Below are 14,008 nucleotides of genomic sequence, written 5' to 3'. Positions count from 1 at the left end.
GCAGGCTATTTTTAACTAACGGGAGACTGAAATGGCTGACGAAAAAAAACTGTGCAGCGCAGAAGAAACCGCAGCATGCTGCTGTGTGGATGTAGGCACGATTATTGATAACGAAAGCTGCACTTCTTCTTTCGAGCGCGTATTTGCATCTAAAGCAGATGCTGAGCAGATGATGGCAGCACTGACTGCCAAAGCAAATGCAGCAGCATCTGAGCCATGCAAAATCCACAGCGAATATAAAGAAACGGCTGACGGCGTTGAGCTGAAAGCGGATTTCACGTTCAGTTGCCAGGCTGAAACACTGATCTTTGAACTGGGTCTGCGTTAATTCATCAGAACAATACGCAAACTGAATTCAGGCCTCCGGTGAATACGGGGGCCTTTTTTTATTGTCTTTTTGTTATAAAAAGTTTATTTCCCTGAGCCACCTCGCAGTTTTCAGTTATTCACATTGCGTGAATGCAACACGATGTTAACAATGTCAGCAGGTCAGACCACCGGCGGTTCGTGATAACCTCTCATCATGTAAGGATGAACGAATGAAGCAGGCACAGGCAGAACGCATTGCAATTGTTGACGGATTACGGACGCCGTTTGTACGGCAGTCCACGGTATACCGTGATATCCCGGCGGTTGAACTTGGCCGGGCGGTGGTGCAGGAACTTCTTTTTCGCCAGTCGTTTCCGGCAGAGCTGGTTGACCTTGTCGTTTTCGGTCAGGTGATCCAAATGCCTGCCGCGCCTAATATTGCCCGTGAAATTGTGCTCAGTACCGGGTTGCCGGTGACCACCGATGCGTATTCAGTGACCCGTGCCTGTGCCACCAGTTTTCAGGCTATTGCTAATGCGGCACAGGCGATACAGTGCGGACAAAACCAGATAGCTGTCGCAGGCGGGGCGGATTCTGCCTCTGTGCTCCCTATTGGTGTATCGCGCAAACTGGCGGGTGTATTGCTGGATCTCAGTAAAGCCCGAAAATTATCGCAGAAACTCCGGTTGCTGGCCTCACTGCGGCCGCGTGATCTCCTGCCTGTTGCCCCTGCGGTGGCGGAATACTCCACCGGCCTGCGCATGGGTGATACCGCCGAACAGATGGCAAAACGTTACCATATCAGCCGTCAGGCACAGGATACATTTGCCCATCACTCACACCAGGCCGCCACGCAGGCGTGGACATCGGGTGTCCTGCGCGATGAGGTGATGACAGCCCGTTTCCCGCCGTTCAGCCGGGTTTGTGAAGAAGATAATACGTTACGGAAAAATTCACTGCCCGGCAGCTATGCACAACTGAAACCGGCATTTGATAAACGTCACGGCACGGTGACTGCGGCAAACAGCACACCACTGACAGACGGCGCGGCAGCCGTACTGATGATGACTGAAACCCGCGCACGTGAACTCGGGCTGACACCGCTGGGTTACCTGCGCAGCTATGCATTCACGGGCAATGCAGTGCAGGAAGATATGCTGCTGGGACCATCGTATGCCGCACCGCTGGCTCTTGATCGCGCTGGTCTGACATTATCTGATCTGACACTGATTGATATGCATGAAGCTTTTGCAGCCCAGGTTCTGACTAATCTGCACTGTTTTGCCAGCAGGGACTTTGCCCGTGAAAAACTCAACCGGACAGCCGCGTTGGGAGAAGTGGATCCGGCGCGGTTTAATGTACTCGGCGGGTCAATTGCTTACGGGCATCCTTTTGCGGCTACCGGTGCCCGGATGGTGACGCAGACATTACGGGAGTTGCAGCGGCGGGGCGGTGGTTTTGCAATGACCACGGCCTGTGCTGCGGGCGGACTCGGCGTGGCGATGATCTGGGAAACAGAATAAGACGGGAGACTGATGATGACACAACATGATGAAACACCTTCGGCCTTCCGCCTGACTGTGCGTCCGGATCACACCGGGGTCATCACGATTGATGTCCCGGGTGAAAAAGTGAATACCCTGAAGGCGGAGTTTGCCGCACAGTTTGAGGCCGTACTGCGTGATGCCCGGCAAATTCCGGGGTTACGGGCAATGGTGATTATCTCCGGTAAGCCGGATATGTTTATCGCCGGTGCGGACATTCATATGATCGCCGGATGCACAGAGGCCGCACAGGCGCAGGCACTGTCGGAATCCGGGCAGCGGTTATTTAATCTGATTGAAAACTATCCTCTGCCGGTTGTGGCAGCGATTCACGGCAGTTGTCTCGGCGGCGGACTTGAGCTGGCTATGGCCTGCCACAGCCGTGTTGTCACTGACAGCGATAAAACCCGGCTCGGGCTGCCCGAAGTTCAGCTGGGGCTGTTACCCGGTTCCGGTGGTACACAACGTCTTCCTGCTTTGGTCGGGCTGGTGGCTGCACTGGATATGATGCTGACCGGACGGCAGTTACGGGCAAAACAGGCAGTCAAAATTCGGCTGGCCGATGATATTGTTCCGCCGGACATTTTACTGGAAACCGCGGTAACCCGTGCTTTGTCGGCAAACCCGGCACAACGGGCTCCGGTACCTTTCCGGCAGAAATTGGAAAAAATGAAGGGGCTGCGGGATATCATCTTCCGTATGACCCGCAAACAGGTTCACCGCCGCAGCGGCGGACACTATCCGGCGGCTGAACAGATTATTGACGTGGTGCAGTGCGGCCTTGAAAAAGGCCGGGAGGCCGGGTATAAAGCCGAAGCCGTTGCATTCGGTAAACTGGTGGTTACTCCGGTATCCGGTGCACTACGTCATCTCTTTTTTGCCTCAACCGCACTGAAAAAAGAGGCACCGGATAGCGTGAAACCCGCAGAACTGCATCATGTGGCGGTGCTGGGCGGCGGGCTGATGGGGGCGGGAATTGCCACGATTACCCGTCAGCGTGCGGGGTTACCGGTCAGAATCAAAGATGTTTCGCAGGAAGGGGCAAATAAAGCTCTGGCTTTTTTCTGGCAGCACCTGAGCAAACAGGTTAAACGCAGACGACTCTCCCCGCGGGAGCGGACACAACTGGCGGGCGGCATGACCGGCACCACGGATTACCGGGGATTTCACCGGATTGATTTTGTGGCAGAAGCCGTGTTTGAATCCCTGGCACTTAAACAACAGATGATTGCTGAGATCGAGACAGTGACATCACCGGAGACTATTTTTGCCTCGAATACGTCGTCACTGCCTATCCGTGATATTGCCGCCAAAGCATTACGGCCGGAGAAAGTCATCGGACTGCACTATTTCAGCCCGGCCGAAAAAATGCCGCTGGCGGAAATTATTCCCCATGAAGGCACAGATGCCATGACACTGGCAACCACGCTGCAACTGGCGCGCAGACAGGGAAAAACAGCGATTGTGGTCGGTGATAAAGCGGGGTTTTATGTTAACCGGATTCTGGCTCCTTATATTACGGAAGCGCTGCGTTGTCTGACTGAAGGTGAACCGCCGGAAAAAATTGATAAGGCACTGACTGATTTCGGTTTCCCGATCGGGCCGGTAGCGCTGCTGGACGAAGTGGGCATTGATGTCGGCACGAAAATTATGCCGGTACTGGAAGCCGCATTTGGTGAGCGGTTTGCACTGCCGCCGCAACTGGAGGCGCTTTTCCGTGACAACCGCCTGGGCAGGAAAAACAAACGCGGATTTTATGATTACACCCCACTGCCGTGGTGGAAACGCTGTGTCCGCAAGGCACCGCGTAAGGCGGATAAAGCGATTTACCCGCTGCTGGATATCACCGTGCAGGAGCGTCTGACATCACAGGAAATTACAGAGCGCTGCCTGATGATGATGTTAAATGAGGCCGTCAGGGCGCTGGATGAACAGGTCATCCGTTCACCGGCGGACGGGGATATCGGTGCGGTGTTTGGTATTGGTTTTCCGCCGTTCCTCGGCGGACCGTTTTACTATATGGATAGTATGTCAGCCGTCGTTATGACAGAAAAACTGACGGCACTGGCTGCCCGTTACGGTGATCGCTTCACACCGTGTGAGGCATTACAGCAACGGGCTGCGGATAAGCGCTGTTTTTACTGATAAAGTGCTGTGAAGCCACTGAGAATACGGGGCGGTTGTTTTATTTTTCTGAACAGGTTCTGAACAAAATTCAGGTTTATCTCTGTGCTGAATCATTTTAATTATGATTAATTTGAGGCAGAATGCCTTTCACCTCCCCTGACGGGGACACAGAAATAACGATAATTTTAAACAGATCATTCTTTGATGTGATACGGCCCGGGGATTCAGACATGACCGTATCCGTCCTGTTCAGACGGTGACGTATGCAAGTTCTTATTATGCGACATGGCGATGCTGCTTTGCAGGCCGCCAGTGATTCAGTCCGGCCCCTGACCGCAAAAGGGATAACAGATTCCCGCTGCATGGCAAAATGGCTCGCCGGGCAGCACGTTCAGATTGATACCGTTCTGGTCAGCCCGTATCTGCGGGCAGAGCAGACACTGACCGAAATCCGTGATGCGCTGAGTTTACCGGCTCAGGAAGAGGTGATGCCGGGGCTGACGCCCTCCGGGAATGCGGAGAGCGTGGCGGATTATATCCGTTTTCTGGCGGAAGAGGGGCACAAAGGGGGGCTGGTGGTATCGCATCTGCCGCTGGTCGGTTATCTGGTGGCGGCGTTGTGTCCGCAGGAAACAGCACCGATGTTTGCAACATCGTCTGTTGCCTGTATTGAACTGGATGATGACGGACGCGGCACACTGCTCTGGCACCGCGGTCCCGGACAGATCGGCTGATTACTCGCGCCGGGCGGTTTCAGCAATCTCAATCAGAAGCAGTAATGCGGCAGTACCGCCCCATTCCTTAGGGGCCTGGTGAAAGGCGATCACATCCGGGTGCTGTGCCAGCCATAACGGTGTCTGTTGTTTCAGTACATGCTTGCCGTGCCCGTGCATAATACAGACACAATAGGTGTTTTCGCGGCGGGCTGCAGCTATCAGTGCACCAATTTCCTGCTTGGCCTGAAGCTGAGTAAGTCCGTGGAGATCCAAAAACAGCTCTGGTACATAATCCCCTCGACGCAGCTTTTTCAGCTCATACGGGCTGGCATTTTCCCGCAGATAGCGCGCCGGGCCGTCCATATCCAGGTTCGGGCGATATTCATCAGAGAAATAGAAACTGGCATCAATCTGATCCTGCAACAGCCGTTCAGGCGCAATTTTGGTCACACTTGTCCGTGATTTCGGGTGCACCACAATATCCTGTCTGATTTTACGTGTCCCGCTGATGGCCTCTTTAAACAGGCTCAGGTCATCATCAGTCAGGGGCGTCTTCTTTTTCATAACATCTCATCACTCAGTATTTTCCATAGTGTAACTGATTTTTTTACGGATGTTGACGCTATACTGCCGGTCACAGCTGACGGGAGTCACCGGAAAATTGCCGCGCATTTCACAAGATATGCTGATTTAGCAGCGACTTCATGGCAAACTACGCTATCAGATATTTTATTTTGTTTTACCCCGCCGGAGGCACTTTGGATAAAATTTACGTTGATGAAGCCGTCAGTGAGCTTCACACGCTGCAGGATATGCTGCGCTGGGCAATGAGCCGTTTTAATGCGGCCAACATTTACTATGGCCACGGCACAGATAATGCCTGGGATGAAGCCCTCCAGCTGGTATTGCCGACACTGTTTCTGCCTCTGGATTTACCCGCTGAACTGTATCAGTCCCGGTTGACCTCCTCAGAGCGTCACCGCATTGTGGAGCGCGTACTGCGCCGGATCACCGAACGGGTGCCGGTGCCGTACCTGACTAACCGTTCCTGGTTCTGCGGTCATGAATTTTATGTTGATGAGCGCGTGCTGATCCCGCGTTCACCGATTGGTGAGCTGATTAACAATCACTTTGCAGGATTGCTGGATGCTGAACCGGAAACGATTCTCGATCTCTGCACCGGCAGCGGTTGTATCGCAATTGCCTGTGCGTATGAGTTCCCGGATGCGGAAGTGGACGCGGCAGACATCTCAGCCGATGTGCTGGAAGTCACAGAAATGAACATTGAGAATCATGGCTTATCTCACCGTGTGGTGCCGATGCGTTCAGATTTGTTCAACGATCTGCCGGCGGTGAAATATGACCTGATTGTCACCAATCCGCCGTATGTTGATGCGGAAGATATGAGTGATTTACCGGATGAATTCCGCGTGGAACCAGAGCTGGCGCTGGCTGCGGGCAGTGACGGACTGAAACTGGTGCGCCGGATCCTCGCCAATGCACCGGATTATATGTCGGAAGATGCGGTGCTGATTTGTGAAGTCGGTAACAGTCAGGTACATCTGATGGCCGAATTCCCGGAAGTGCCGTTTATCTGGTTGTCGTTTGAAAACGGGGGTGACGGTGTCTTTATGTTAACTCGTGATCAATTAGCAGAACATCATGACGCTTTTAAACTTTTCAAATAACCGTTCCTCCTGTAGGAATAGAAACATAAAAACAGGTTAAAACCATTCACTTGCATACAATCAGAGACAGGATAACACGATGGCCGGAAACAGTATCGGCGAACTTTTTCGCGTAACCACCTTTGGTGAATCACACGGCCCGGCGCTGGGTTGTATTGTTGACGGCGTACCGCCGGGACTGGCGCTGACCGAGGCCGACATGCAGGCAGATCTCGACCGCCGCCGTCCGGGCACATCCCGCTATACCACGCAGCGCCGTGAGCCGGATCAGGTCAGAATTCTGTCAGGGGTGTTTGAAGGAAAAACCACCGGAACCAGTATCGGGCTGCTGATTGAAAATACTGATCAGCGCTCACAGGATTACGGTGCCATCAAAGATCTCTTCCGGCCGGGGCATGCGGATTACACCTATGAGCAGAAGTACGGCTTTCGTGATTACCGCGGCGGCGGCCGCTCATCAGCCCGTGAAACGGCGATGCGCGTGGCGGCCGGGGCTATCGCCAAAAAGTATCTGCACGAAAAATTCGGTGTGACAGTCCGGGCCTGTCTGACCCGGATGGGGGATATCAAATGTGATATCCGCGACTGGGCACTGGCGGAGCAAAATCCGTTTTTCTGTCCTGATGAACGTCAGCTGGATGCGCTGGATGAATTACTGCGCGGCCTGAAAAAAGAGGGAGATTCCATCGGTGCGAAAGTCACGGTAGTGGCGGAGAACGTCCCGGCGGGTCTGGGTGAACCGGTCTTTGATCGTCTGGATGCGGATCTGGCGCATGCGCTGATGAGCATCAACGCGGTGAAAGGCGTCGAAATCGGAGACGGATTCGGTGTGGTTAACCTCAAAGGCAGCGAAAACCGGGATGAAATTTATCAGACCGGCTTTACCAGCAATCACGCAGGCGGTATTCTCGGCGGCATCAGCAGCGGCCAGCCAATCATCGCACATATTGCCCTGAAACCGACATCATCGATTACCGTTCCCGGTAATACGCTGAACCGGCAGGGCGAAGAGGTGGCTATGATCACCAAAGGGCGTCATGACCCCTGTGTCGGGATACGTGCTGTGCCGATTGCCGAAGCAATGACAGCGATTGTGCTGCTCGATCACCTTCTGCGTCACCGCGGACAATGTGCGGACGTCACGCCGCCGTTACCGGCCTGGTCATGATTTAAACAGACGTCCCGGGTATTGCGCCCGGGATTTTATTGGCAGGTAAAAAATGGAATGGTTTCAGTTCGGTGTTGAAATCTATGTATTGCTGTTCTTTGTTGCGCTGATTGCCGGGTTTATTGATGCGATTGCCGGAGGCGGCGGATTACTGACGATCCCGGCGCTGCTGGCGGTCGGCGTACCGCCGGTGCAGGCACTGGCGACCAACAAATTACAGGCGGTGGGCGGCTCTTTCTCTGCCAGTTTCTATTTTGTCCGGCGCAAAGCAGTGGATCTTGTGGGGCAACGGGTGCCGATAATGATGACGCTGATTGGCGCTGTTATCGGCTCCGGGCTGGTGCAGTTTGTGAACCCGGAATTCCTCCGTCAGCTGTTGCCGCTGCTGGTGATTGCCATCGGCCTCTATTTCCTGCTGACACCCTCCATTGGTGCCGCTGACCAGAAACAGCGCCTGATGCCGTTTGCTTTCGGTTGTACCGCCGGTATCGGCATCGGTTTCTATGACGGTGTTTTCGGGCCGGGCGCGGGCTCTTTCTATGCACTGGCGTATGTGACTCTGGCCGGTTTTAATCTGGCAAAAGCCACGGCTCACGCCAAAGTGCTGAACTTTGCCTCCAACGTCGGTTCACTCTCATTTTTTATTTTCAGCGGTCATGTTATCTGGCTGATGGGCTTTGCCATGCTGGGCGGACAGCTTATCGGCGCCCGCCTCGGTGCCCGTATGGTGCTGAGCCGCGGACAAAAACTGATCAGGCCGATGCTGGTAACTGTCTCTTTCCTGATGAGCATCAAACTGATTTATGACAATCACGGCGATACTATCAGTACGTGGCTGTCTCAGCTTTTTTAATTTTTATTAGTGGTTCATATAATCAATGAGTACACATCAATATCAGCAGTTAATTGAAATTTTTGATAACGAATTTTTTGCTGATTTCAATACCCGCCTGATTAAAGGCGACGATGAGCCGATTTATCTGCCGGCAGATGATGAAGCGCCTTATAACCGTATCGTGTTTGCTCACGGCTTTTATGCCAGTGCGATCCATGAAATATCGCACTGGTGCATTGCCGGGAAAGAGCGCAGAAAGCAGGTCGATTTTGGTTACTGGTACTGTCCGGATGGCCGGGACGCACAAACGCAGTCAGAATTTGAGGTTGTCGAAATAAAACCACAGGCGCTGGACTGGTTATTTTGTCAGGCTGCCGGTTATCCGTTTAACGTCAGTTGTGACAATCTTGACGGCGATTTCGAGCCTGATCGCGTCAAATTCCGGCGTATTGTCCACGGGCAGGTGATGGAGTATCTGGCACAGAACTCAATACCCCCGCGTGCAGCAAGGTTTATTAATGCCCTGCAATCGTTCTACAATACGCCGCCGCTGACTGCGGACCAATTTCCATGGCCGGAAGATCCGTTTGCCTGACAAACGATTCCGGTGACTGAACTTTAAGGAACAAACATGCTTGCGGATTATGAAACGCGTATCCTCGCCCAGATTGATGACATGGTCGAACATGCCACAGACGATGAATTGTTTGCGGGCGGCTATCTGCAGGGGCATCTGACCCTCGCGGTGGCAGAACTGGAACAGTCGGGTGATCACTCTGTTGAGGCGCTTCACAACCGGGTGGAGGAGAGTATCCGTCAGGCAATCAGTGCCGGAGAACTGACACCTCCGGATCAGGTGCTGGTGCTGGAAACCTGGAAACGCCTGCTGAAAACCGCGCAGGAGCGGGAATGACAACCAAACCGCAATACCGCATCCGGCAGGCGCGTCCGGCGGACGCCGCATTGTTACCGGCTGTTGAATCCTCTGCCGGTGCGTTATTTGCGGCAGTGCCGGGCTATGAATGGATAGCGCACAGTGAAGGCCATTCCGAAACGGCATTCCGCAATTATATCGCCAACGGTAATGCGTGGGTGGTGGCGGACAGTCAGGATCAGCCGGCCGGGTTTGTGCTTGTTTCCAACCTCGGTACCGGGCTGCATATTGATGAGCTTTCTGTCTCTGCGGCGCATCAGCGGCAGGGGCTGGGACGTCAGCTGATTGAGCGGGTACAGAATGTGGCGATTGCACGCGGCTGTGCGGCAGTTACGCTGACCACATTCCGGGATGTGGCCTGGAACCGGCCTTATTATGAGCATCTTGGTTTCGAGGTGTGCGATGTTTCCCGCGCTCCGGCACTTGAGGCTGTTATGCTGAAAGAGGCAGAATACGGGCTGCAATTCTGTGATCGCTGTTCCATGATTTACCGGATTTTTTGAAAAAGTTGAATATCGGAAGTAATGAGAAAAGGTCGCATTAATATGTGGCCTTTTTTATTTATAGCGGGTTAATTATCTAACTATTAACATGTGAACAGATAATAATAAAAGAACTTGTGATTGTGATATTAACGGCGAAAATAGTGCCGTTTTTTTATGTCTCAGCGCTGAGTTTTGTATCAGATTATAGATTTTTCTGTTCAACAGAATGATTTTTAATCGTTTTCCGTATATACAATATGATGCTTATTTCTGAGACCACAGTCTCTTTTGTTGCTATAAAGTCAACAACTACGCAGATATGTTGAGTAAATAGCATAAACTATTAACTTGCTATTAACATTGGTTGTGTCAGAATGTGTTCGTCCCCACAAAACACAGGTATTGATTATGTTTGAATTACAACCGAAAAACGCAGCACAACAGGCTGTGACTATTTACACCAAGATAGCGGTTGCTGCGGTGGTCTTGCTGGCACTGTTATTTTCTTTCTGGTTTAAACTTGACGGAATGAGCGTCATTGAAAGAGCAGTCCCTTCCATCGGTATGATTTTATTTACCGGATTAATAATTTTTAATGCCAAACGGGAATTAGATTCGCTGTACCGTTCAGAGGATAAATGCGCGAAAAGCGTGGTTGCTCTGAACGCCTGACAGAAACAGGATCGCGTCACGCGGACTGATAAATATAAAGAAGAGACGATCACGGATCATCAGCAGCAATGCTGATGATCCTTTTTCTATGTCACATTACTGATACAAATCAGCGCCGGTTTCCTGAGCAATATAGCGGATAGCCGCCTGTGCTCTGACGCTGTTGCCTGCTTTATCCAGCGGCGGGGAATAGACCGCCACGGCATATTTACCCGGAACCACGGCCAGAATACCGCCGCCGACACCACTTTTCGCCGGAATACCGACCTGATACAACCAGGTACCTGAACCGTCATACAGCCCGGCAATGGCCATCTCTGCCAGTACTTTGCCGGTGTTTTCGGCACTCAGTAACTGTTTGCCGTTGTACGGGGATTTACCGTGATTAGCCAGCACAGCTCCCATTTTTGCCAGATCAACCGTTGTGGCATCCACAGAACACTGGCGGGTATAAAGGTCAACCGCTTCATCCGGATTGCCGTATAACATACCGTAAGATTGCATCAGCCGCGCCAGTGCCTGGTTGTGCTGGTTGGTTTCGGATTCGGAGCGGTATACTTCATCATTCACCGTCAGTTTTGTGTCAGCATAAGCTTCCATGTTCTCCATAATCTGCTGCCAGCGGTCGTCCGGGTTTTTGGCCTTAATCAGACTGACTGCGCTGATAGCCCCCGCATTGACCAGCGGGTTCTGCGGGCGATCCGGTCGCAGCTCAATCGCCAGTCCTGAGTTAAACGGCAACCCGGTGGCATTGGCACCCAGTTTCTCCAGAACTACCTCTGAACCCTGCTGATCCATCACCATTGCGAGGGTAAAGACTTTTGACAGGGATTCCAGCGGGAACAGCTTATCTTTATCCCCGGCGCTGTAGATTTTTCCGTCTACCGTGGCAATCACAACGGCGTAATTATCGGGGCTGTATTTGGCGAGAGCCGGAATATAATCCGCCACGTCACCGGTTTTTTCGCTTTTGAATTTCTGATATGCCTGCTCAGCAATCGTATCGTAGCGAACAGTATTATCGGGAATATTATTGTTCTTTGCGTAGGCAGAGGTAAAACAAAACAGCGAAAAGGTTAAGGCTATAACTATTTTATTCTTCATAATCTTCTCCGGTTATTATTTCCGGATGAAGCGTATAGGCGCACTGACTTTTCTGTAAATTGATCATTGGGCAAGAGAAATTGCCGCTGACAGGCGAACTGAGCCGGTTTTTGTGAGAATGAACACAAAATGACCCGGGTTTGTGGCGGTGATCAATAAAGTCTGCTGATGAAATTCCGTTTCACCGGCGGAAAAAATATCAATAATGTGATGAAGACCGGCCCGGTGGCCGGTCAGGTGCGGATTATGATTTTTGCGGCAGCGGACGGCCTTTCAGTAATTTGCGGACATGGAAACGGGCGGGATGGATGGCTGCGAGTGTTTCATCATCCAGCGGAAGCGCCTCACCGAAAATCTGTGCCACCAGCACTTCAGCCGCCAGCGGAGCGGTGCATAATCCGCGTGAGCCGAGTGCGGCCAGCAAAAATAGCTGAGGCAGATGCGGAACACTGCATACGGTTTCCGGGGATGATTTTTGTTCATCCAGATGCGTATAACGCGCTGTTAATTCTGCAAAATCAGGAACATTTCCGGCCAGAGGCAGATGATCGCGTAATGTGCAGCGGATCCCCTGACGGGACTCCCCGGCGCTGATATCCACCATCTCCGGCCAGCTGACATCGGGCAGCGAGGTGAGCAGCCGCTGTTTGTTGGCAGTTTGTTCCTCTTCGCGGTATTCCGTGCCCAAATCATTGCGCTGGTGGCTGGCACCAATACAGTGCAGGCCGTCAGCCGGATTCACCGGGGTCAGATAGCCTTCATAACACAGCACTTTTTTCAGCCCGGCAATCGCCGGTACCGACGGCACATGGCTGACCTGGCCGCGCACCGGCGTGACCGGCAGCGGAGCGGTCTGCGGGAACTGTGTGATGCAGTGGCCGTTGGCCAGTACCACTACATCCGCCTCTGCCGTACTGTTATCCGCAAAGCGGAGCTGCCAGCCCTGTTTTGCCGGGATCAGCGCTTTCACCTCACAGTTTAAATGCAGATGAAGTCCTTCTTTTTGTGCCAGTTCTGCGGTATTGCGCACCAGTTCCTGCGGGCAGATCCAGCCACCCTGCGGATAGTGCAGGCCGTCAAAATTGACATCGGTTCCGGCAAGTTCAGAAAGCTGTTCCCGTGACAGGCGCTGCACCATCTCATCCGGCCATGTGACAGATGAAATGTTATTGATTTTTTTACTGCTTTTTTCGTGATACATCAGCTGGATCACGCCGCACCAGTCATGGTCGTATTTCACGCCCTGAACTGACAGTGCATCGTATGTACGGCGGGCAAACGGGAATGCGGCGGTAAAAAAGCGCTCAAGCGGATCATCCCGTCCGGTCAGCAGCGGATAAAGCGCGCCCTGGCGGTTGCCGGAGGCATTAAGTGCCAGAGCTGCATCCGCACAATATAAGGACACCTCCGCACCACGGCGCAGCAGGGCGAGGGCAGAGAGTACTCCGGCGATCCCGCCGCCAATGACCGCTATCTTTTGCCGGGCGGCAGCCGGATGGCGATCAAACCACGGTGTCACGGACGGTGCTGCTTTACGGTGATTTATCCCGGCAAGGCATTCCCGCTTATGTGCAAAGCCTTTACGGCGCTCAACGGTAAACCCGGCCTGCTGCAAACCACGGCGGACAAACCCGGCGGCGGTAAAGGTGGCAAAGGTACCGCCCGGTTTTGAAAAACGAATCATCAAATCAAACAGCGACTGCTGCCACATATCCGGGTTTTTGGACGGCGCAAAACCGTCAAGAAACCAGGCATCGATCTTGTTGTCCAGCGCATGAGTGAGGGAAGGGAGCAGTTCATTAACATCTCCCAGCCATAAATCGAGGGTAATTTCACCGCCGGACAGCTGAATACGGTGACAACCGGGTAACGGCTGCGGCCACTGAGCGCACAGCTGTAAGGAGAAATCCGCGAACTCCGGCCAGTGGCGGTGGGCGGCCTGTAAATCAGCCACGGTCAGCGGGAATTTTTCAAAACTGATAAAGTGCAGACGATTCAGCGGATGCGTAGGATTGGTGTTCCTGAACGCCCGGAAGCTATGCCATAACGTGAGAAAATTCAGTCCGGTACCAAACCCGGTTTCTGCGACAGTGCAGACCGTGGTGGTCATGTGTGCAAATCTGTCCGGAAAACCGTTTCCGTTAAGAAACACATAGCGGGTTTCCGCCAGCCCGTCATCGTTCGAAAAATAGACGTCATCAAAATGTTGCGAAACAGGTGTACCCTGTTCATTCCAGGTTAAATGTGCAGTTTCAATTGCAGTTTTTTTCACGTTACGGCCTGAGGATTCTGTTCAGTTTTCCCTGATTTTACTCTGCTTTGCGCTGTACTGCCATGCCGGATGTGACACAGCACAACATCGGTATGTAAAGATGCGAAAAAACGTCTGATCGGACTTGTTCAGCTTACAGGTGTAAGCTAAAGTA

The 14,008-nt window shown here is 52.7% G+C and carries 14 protein-coding genes; 11 read left to right on the top strand and 3 right to left on the bottom strand.

What is annotated here, in order from left to right; genetic code table 11:
- The first annotated feature begins 31 nt into the window (after positions 1 to 31).
- From AB7038_RS02545 to sixA, 4 genes are all read left to right on the top strand, one after another.
- The gene (locus AB7038_RS02545) at positions 32 to 328 is read left to right on the top strand and encodes a YfcZ/YiiS family protein (protein ID WP_025154911.1); all 297 of its coding nucleotides are present in this window, start codon (positions 32 to 34) and stop codon (positions 326 to 328) included.
- A 211-nt stretch (positions 329 to 539) separates the two neighbouring features.
- Positions 540 to 1,832: an acetyl-CoA C-acyltransferase FadI gene (gene fadI / locus AB7038_RS02540; protein WP_369452688.1), complete on the top strand. Its 1,293-nt coding sequence runs from the start codon at positions 540 to 542 to the stop codon at positions 1,830 to 1,832.
- A 12-nt stretch (positions 1,833 to 1,844) separates the two neighbouring features.
- The gene (gene fadJ / locus AB7038_RS02535) at positions 1,845 to 3,998 is read left to right on the top strand and encodes a fatty acid oxidation complex subunit alpha FadJ (protein ID WP_369452687.1); all 2,154 of its coding nucleotides are present in this window, start codon (positions 1,845 to 1,847) and stop codon (positions 3,996 to 3,998) included.
- A gap of 245 nt (positions 3,999 to 4,243) precedes the next feature.
- Positions 4,244 to 4,714, top strand: coding sequence for a phosphohistidine phosphatase SixA (gene sixA, locus AB7038_RS02530; RefSeq protein ID WP_369452686.1), 471 nt, complete (start codon positions 4,244 to 4,246; stop codon positions 4,712 to 4,714).
- On the opposite strand, the gene smrB is transcribed toward sixA, so the two are convergent.
- Entirely contained in the window at positions 4,715 to 5,260 is a 546-nt protein-coding gene (gene smrB / locus AB7038_RS02525) for an endonuclease SmrB (RefSeq protein WP_072868677.1), read from the bottom strand.
- A gap of 194 nt (positions 5,261 to 5,454) precedes the next feature.
- Here smrB and prmB point away from each other — a divergent pair, with 194 nt between their 5' ends.
- The 7 genes from prmB (at position 5,455) to AB7038_RS02490 (ending at position 10,478) form a co-directional block, all read left to right on the top strand.
- Positions 5,455 to 6,384: a 50S ribosomal protein L3 N(5)-glutamine methyltransferase gene (prmB, locus tag AB7038_RS02520; protein ID WP_025154915.1), complete on the top strand. Its 930-nt coding sequence runs from the start codon at positions 5,455 to 5,457 to the stop codon at positions 6,382 to 6,384.
- Between the two features lie 79 nt (positions 6,385 to 6,463).
- Positions 6,464 to 7,552, top strand: a complete 1,089-nt coding sequence (gene aroC, locus AB7038_RS02515) for a chorismate synthase (protein ID WP_368888855.1) — start codon at positions 6,464 to 6,466, stop codon at positions 7,550 to 7,552.
- Positions 7,553 to 7,604: 52 nt separating this feature from the next.
- Positions 7,605 to 8,405, top strand: coding sequence for a sulfite exporter TauE/SafE family protein (locus AB7038_RS02510; RefSeq protein WP_025154917.1), 801 nt, complete (start codon positions 7,605 to 7,607; stop codon positions 8,403 to 8,405).
- A 25-nt stretch (positions 8,406 to 8,430) separates the two neighbouring features.
- A complete protein-coding gene (locus tag AB7038_RS02505) occupies positions 8,431 to 8,982 on the top strand; it encodes an elongation factor P hydroxylase (RefSeq protein WP_072868676.1) in 552 nt (183 codons plus the stop codon).
- A gap of 36 nt (positions 8,983 to 9,018) precedes the next feature.
- Positions 9,019 to 9,300, top strand: coding sequence for a YfcL family protein (locus AB7038_RS02500; protein WP_072868673.1), 282 nt, complete (start codon positions 9,019 to 9,021; stop codon positions 9,298 to 9,300).
- Positions 9,297 to 9,824, top strand: coding sequence for a GNAT family N-acetyltransferase (locus tag AB7038_RS02495; RefSeq protein ID WP_369452685.1), 528 nt, complete (start codon positions 9,297 to 9,299; stop codon positions 9,822 to 9,824). The genes AB7038_RS02500 and AB7038_RS02495 overlap by 4 nt, the downstream gene beginning before the upstream one ends.
- A gap of 390 nt (positions 9,825 to 10,214) precedes the next feature.
- The gene (locus tag AB7038_RS02490) at positions 10,215 to 10,478 is read left to right on the top strand and encodes a hypothetical protein (RefSeq protein ID WP_004239841.1); all 264 of its coding nucleotides are present in this window, start codon (positions 10,215 to 10,217) and stop codon (positions 10,476 to 10,478) included.
- 96 nt (positions 10,479 to 10,574) lie between these two features.
- Here AB7038_RS02490 and glsA read toward each other — a convergent pair whose 3' ends face one another.
- Both glsA and mnmC read right to left on the bottom strand, forming a co-directional pair.
- Entirely contained in the window at positions 10,575 to 11,582 is a 1,008-nt protein-coding gene (glsA, locus tag AB7038_RS02485; protein WP_349418210.1) for a glutaminase A, read from the bottom strand.
- A 244-nt stretch (positions 11,583 to 11,826) separates the two neighbouring features.
- A complete protein-coding gene (mnmC, locus tag AB7038_RS02480) occupies positions 11,827 to 13,854 on the bottom strand; it encodes a bifunctional tRNA (5-methylaminomethyl-2-thiouridine)(34)-methyltransferase MnmD/FAD-dependent 5-carboxymethylaminomethyl-2-thiouridine(34) oxidoreductase MnmC (RefSeq protein WP_369452684.1) in 2,028 nt (675 codons plus the stop codon).
- Positions 13,855 to 14,008 lie beyond the last annotated feature (154 nt).

This window comes from Morganella morganii (genome assembly GCF_041099235.1).
GTDB lineage: Bacteria > Pseudomonadota > Gammaproteobacteria > Enterobacterales > Enterobacteriaceae > Morganella > Morganella morganii_E.
Note: the sequence above shows the minus strand (reverse complement) of the source record. Positions and strands in the feature narration are given on the sequence as shown.

Excerpts from the sequence above, each read along its gene's own strand:
- AB7038_RS02545 (WP_025154911.1), top strand. The coding sequence starts at position 32 with ATGGCTGACGAAAAAAAACTGTGCAGCGCAGAAGAAACCGCAGCATGC.
- fadI (WP_369452688.1), top strand. The coding sequence starts at position 540 with ATGAAGCAGGCACAGGCAGAACGCATTGCAATTGTTGACGGATTACGG.
- fadJ (WP_369452687.1), top strand. The coding sequence starts at position 1,845 with ATGATGACACAACATGATGAAACACCTTCGGCCTTCCGCCTGACTGTG.
- sixA (WP_369452686.1), top strand. The coding sequence starts at position 4,244 with ATGCAAGTTCTTATTATGCGACATGGCGATGCTGCTTTGCAGGCCGCC.
- smrB (WP_072868677.1), bottom strand. The coding sequence starts at position 5,260 with ATGAAAAAGAAGACGCCCCTGACTGATGATGACCTGAGCCTGTTTAAA.
- aroC (WP_368888855.1), top strand. The coding sequence starts at position 6,464 with ATGGCCGGAAACAGTATCGGCGAACTTTTTCGCGTAACCACCTTTGGT.
- AB7038_RS02510 (WP_025154917.1), top strand. The coding sequence starts at position 7,605 with ATGGAATGGTTTCAGTTCGGTGTTGAAATCTATGTATTGCTGTTCTTT.
- AB7038_RS02505 (WP_072868676.1), top strand. The coding sequence starts at position 8,431 with ATGAGTACACATCAATATCAGCAGTTAATTGAAATTTTTGATAACGAA.
- AB7038_RS02500 (WP_072868673.1), top strand. The coding sequence starts at position 9,019 with ATGCTTGCGGATTATGAAACGCGTATCCTCGCCCAGATTGATGACATG.
- AB7038_RS02495 (WP_369452685.1), top strand. The coding sequence starts at position 9,297 with ATGACAACCAAACCGCAATACCGCATCCGGCAGGCGCGTCCGGCGGAC.
- AB7038_RS02490 (WP_004239841.1), top strand. The coding sequence starts at position 10,215 with ATGTTTGAATTACAACCGAAAAACGCAGCACAACAGGCTGTGACTATT.
- glsA (WP_349418210.1), bottom strand. The coding sequence starts at position 11,582 with ATGAAGAATAAAATAGTTATAGCCTTAACCTTTTCGCTGTTTTGTTTT.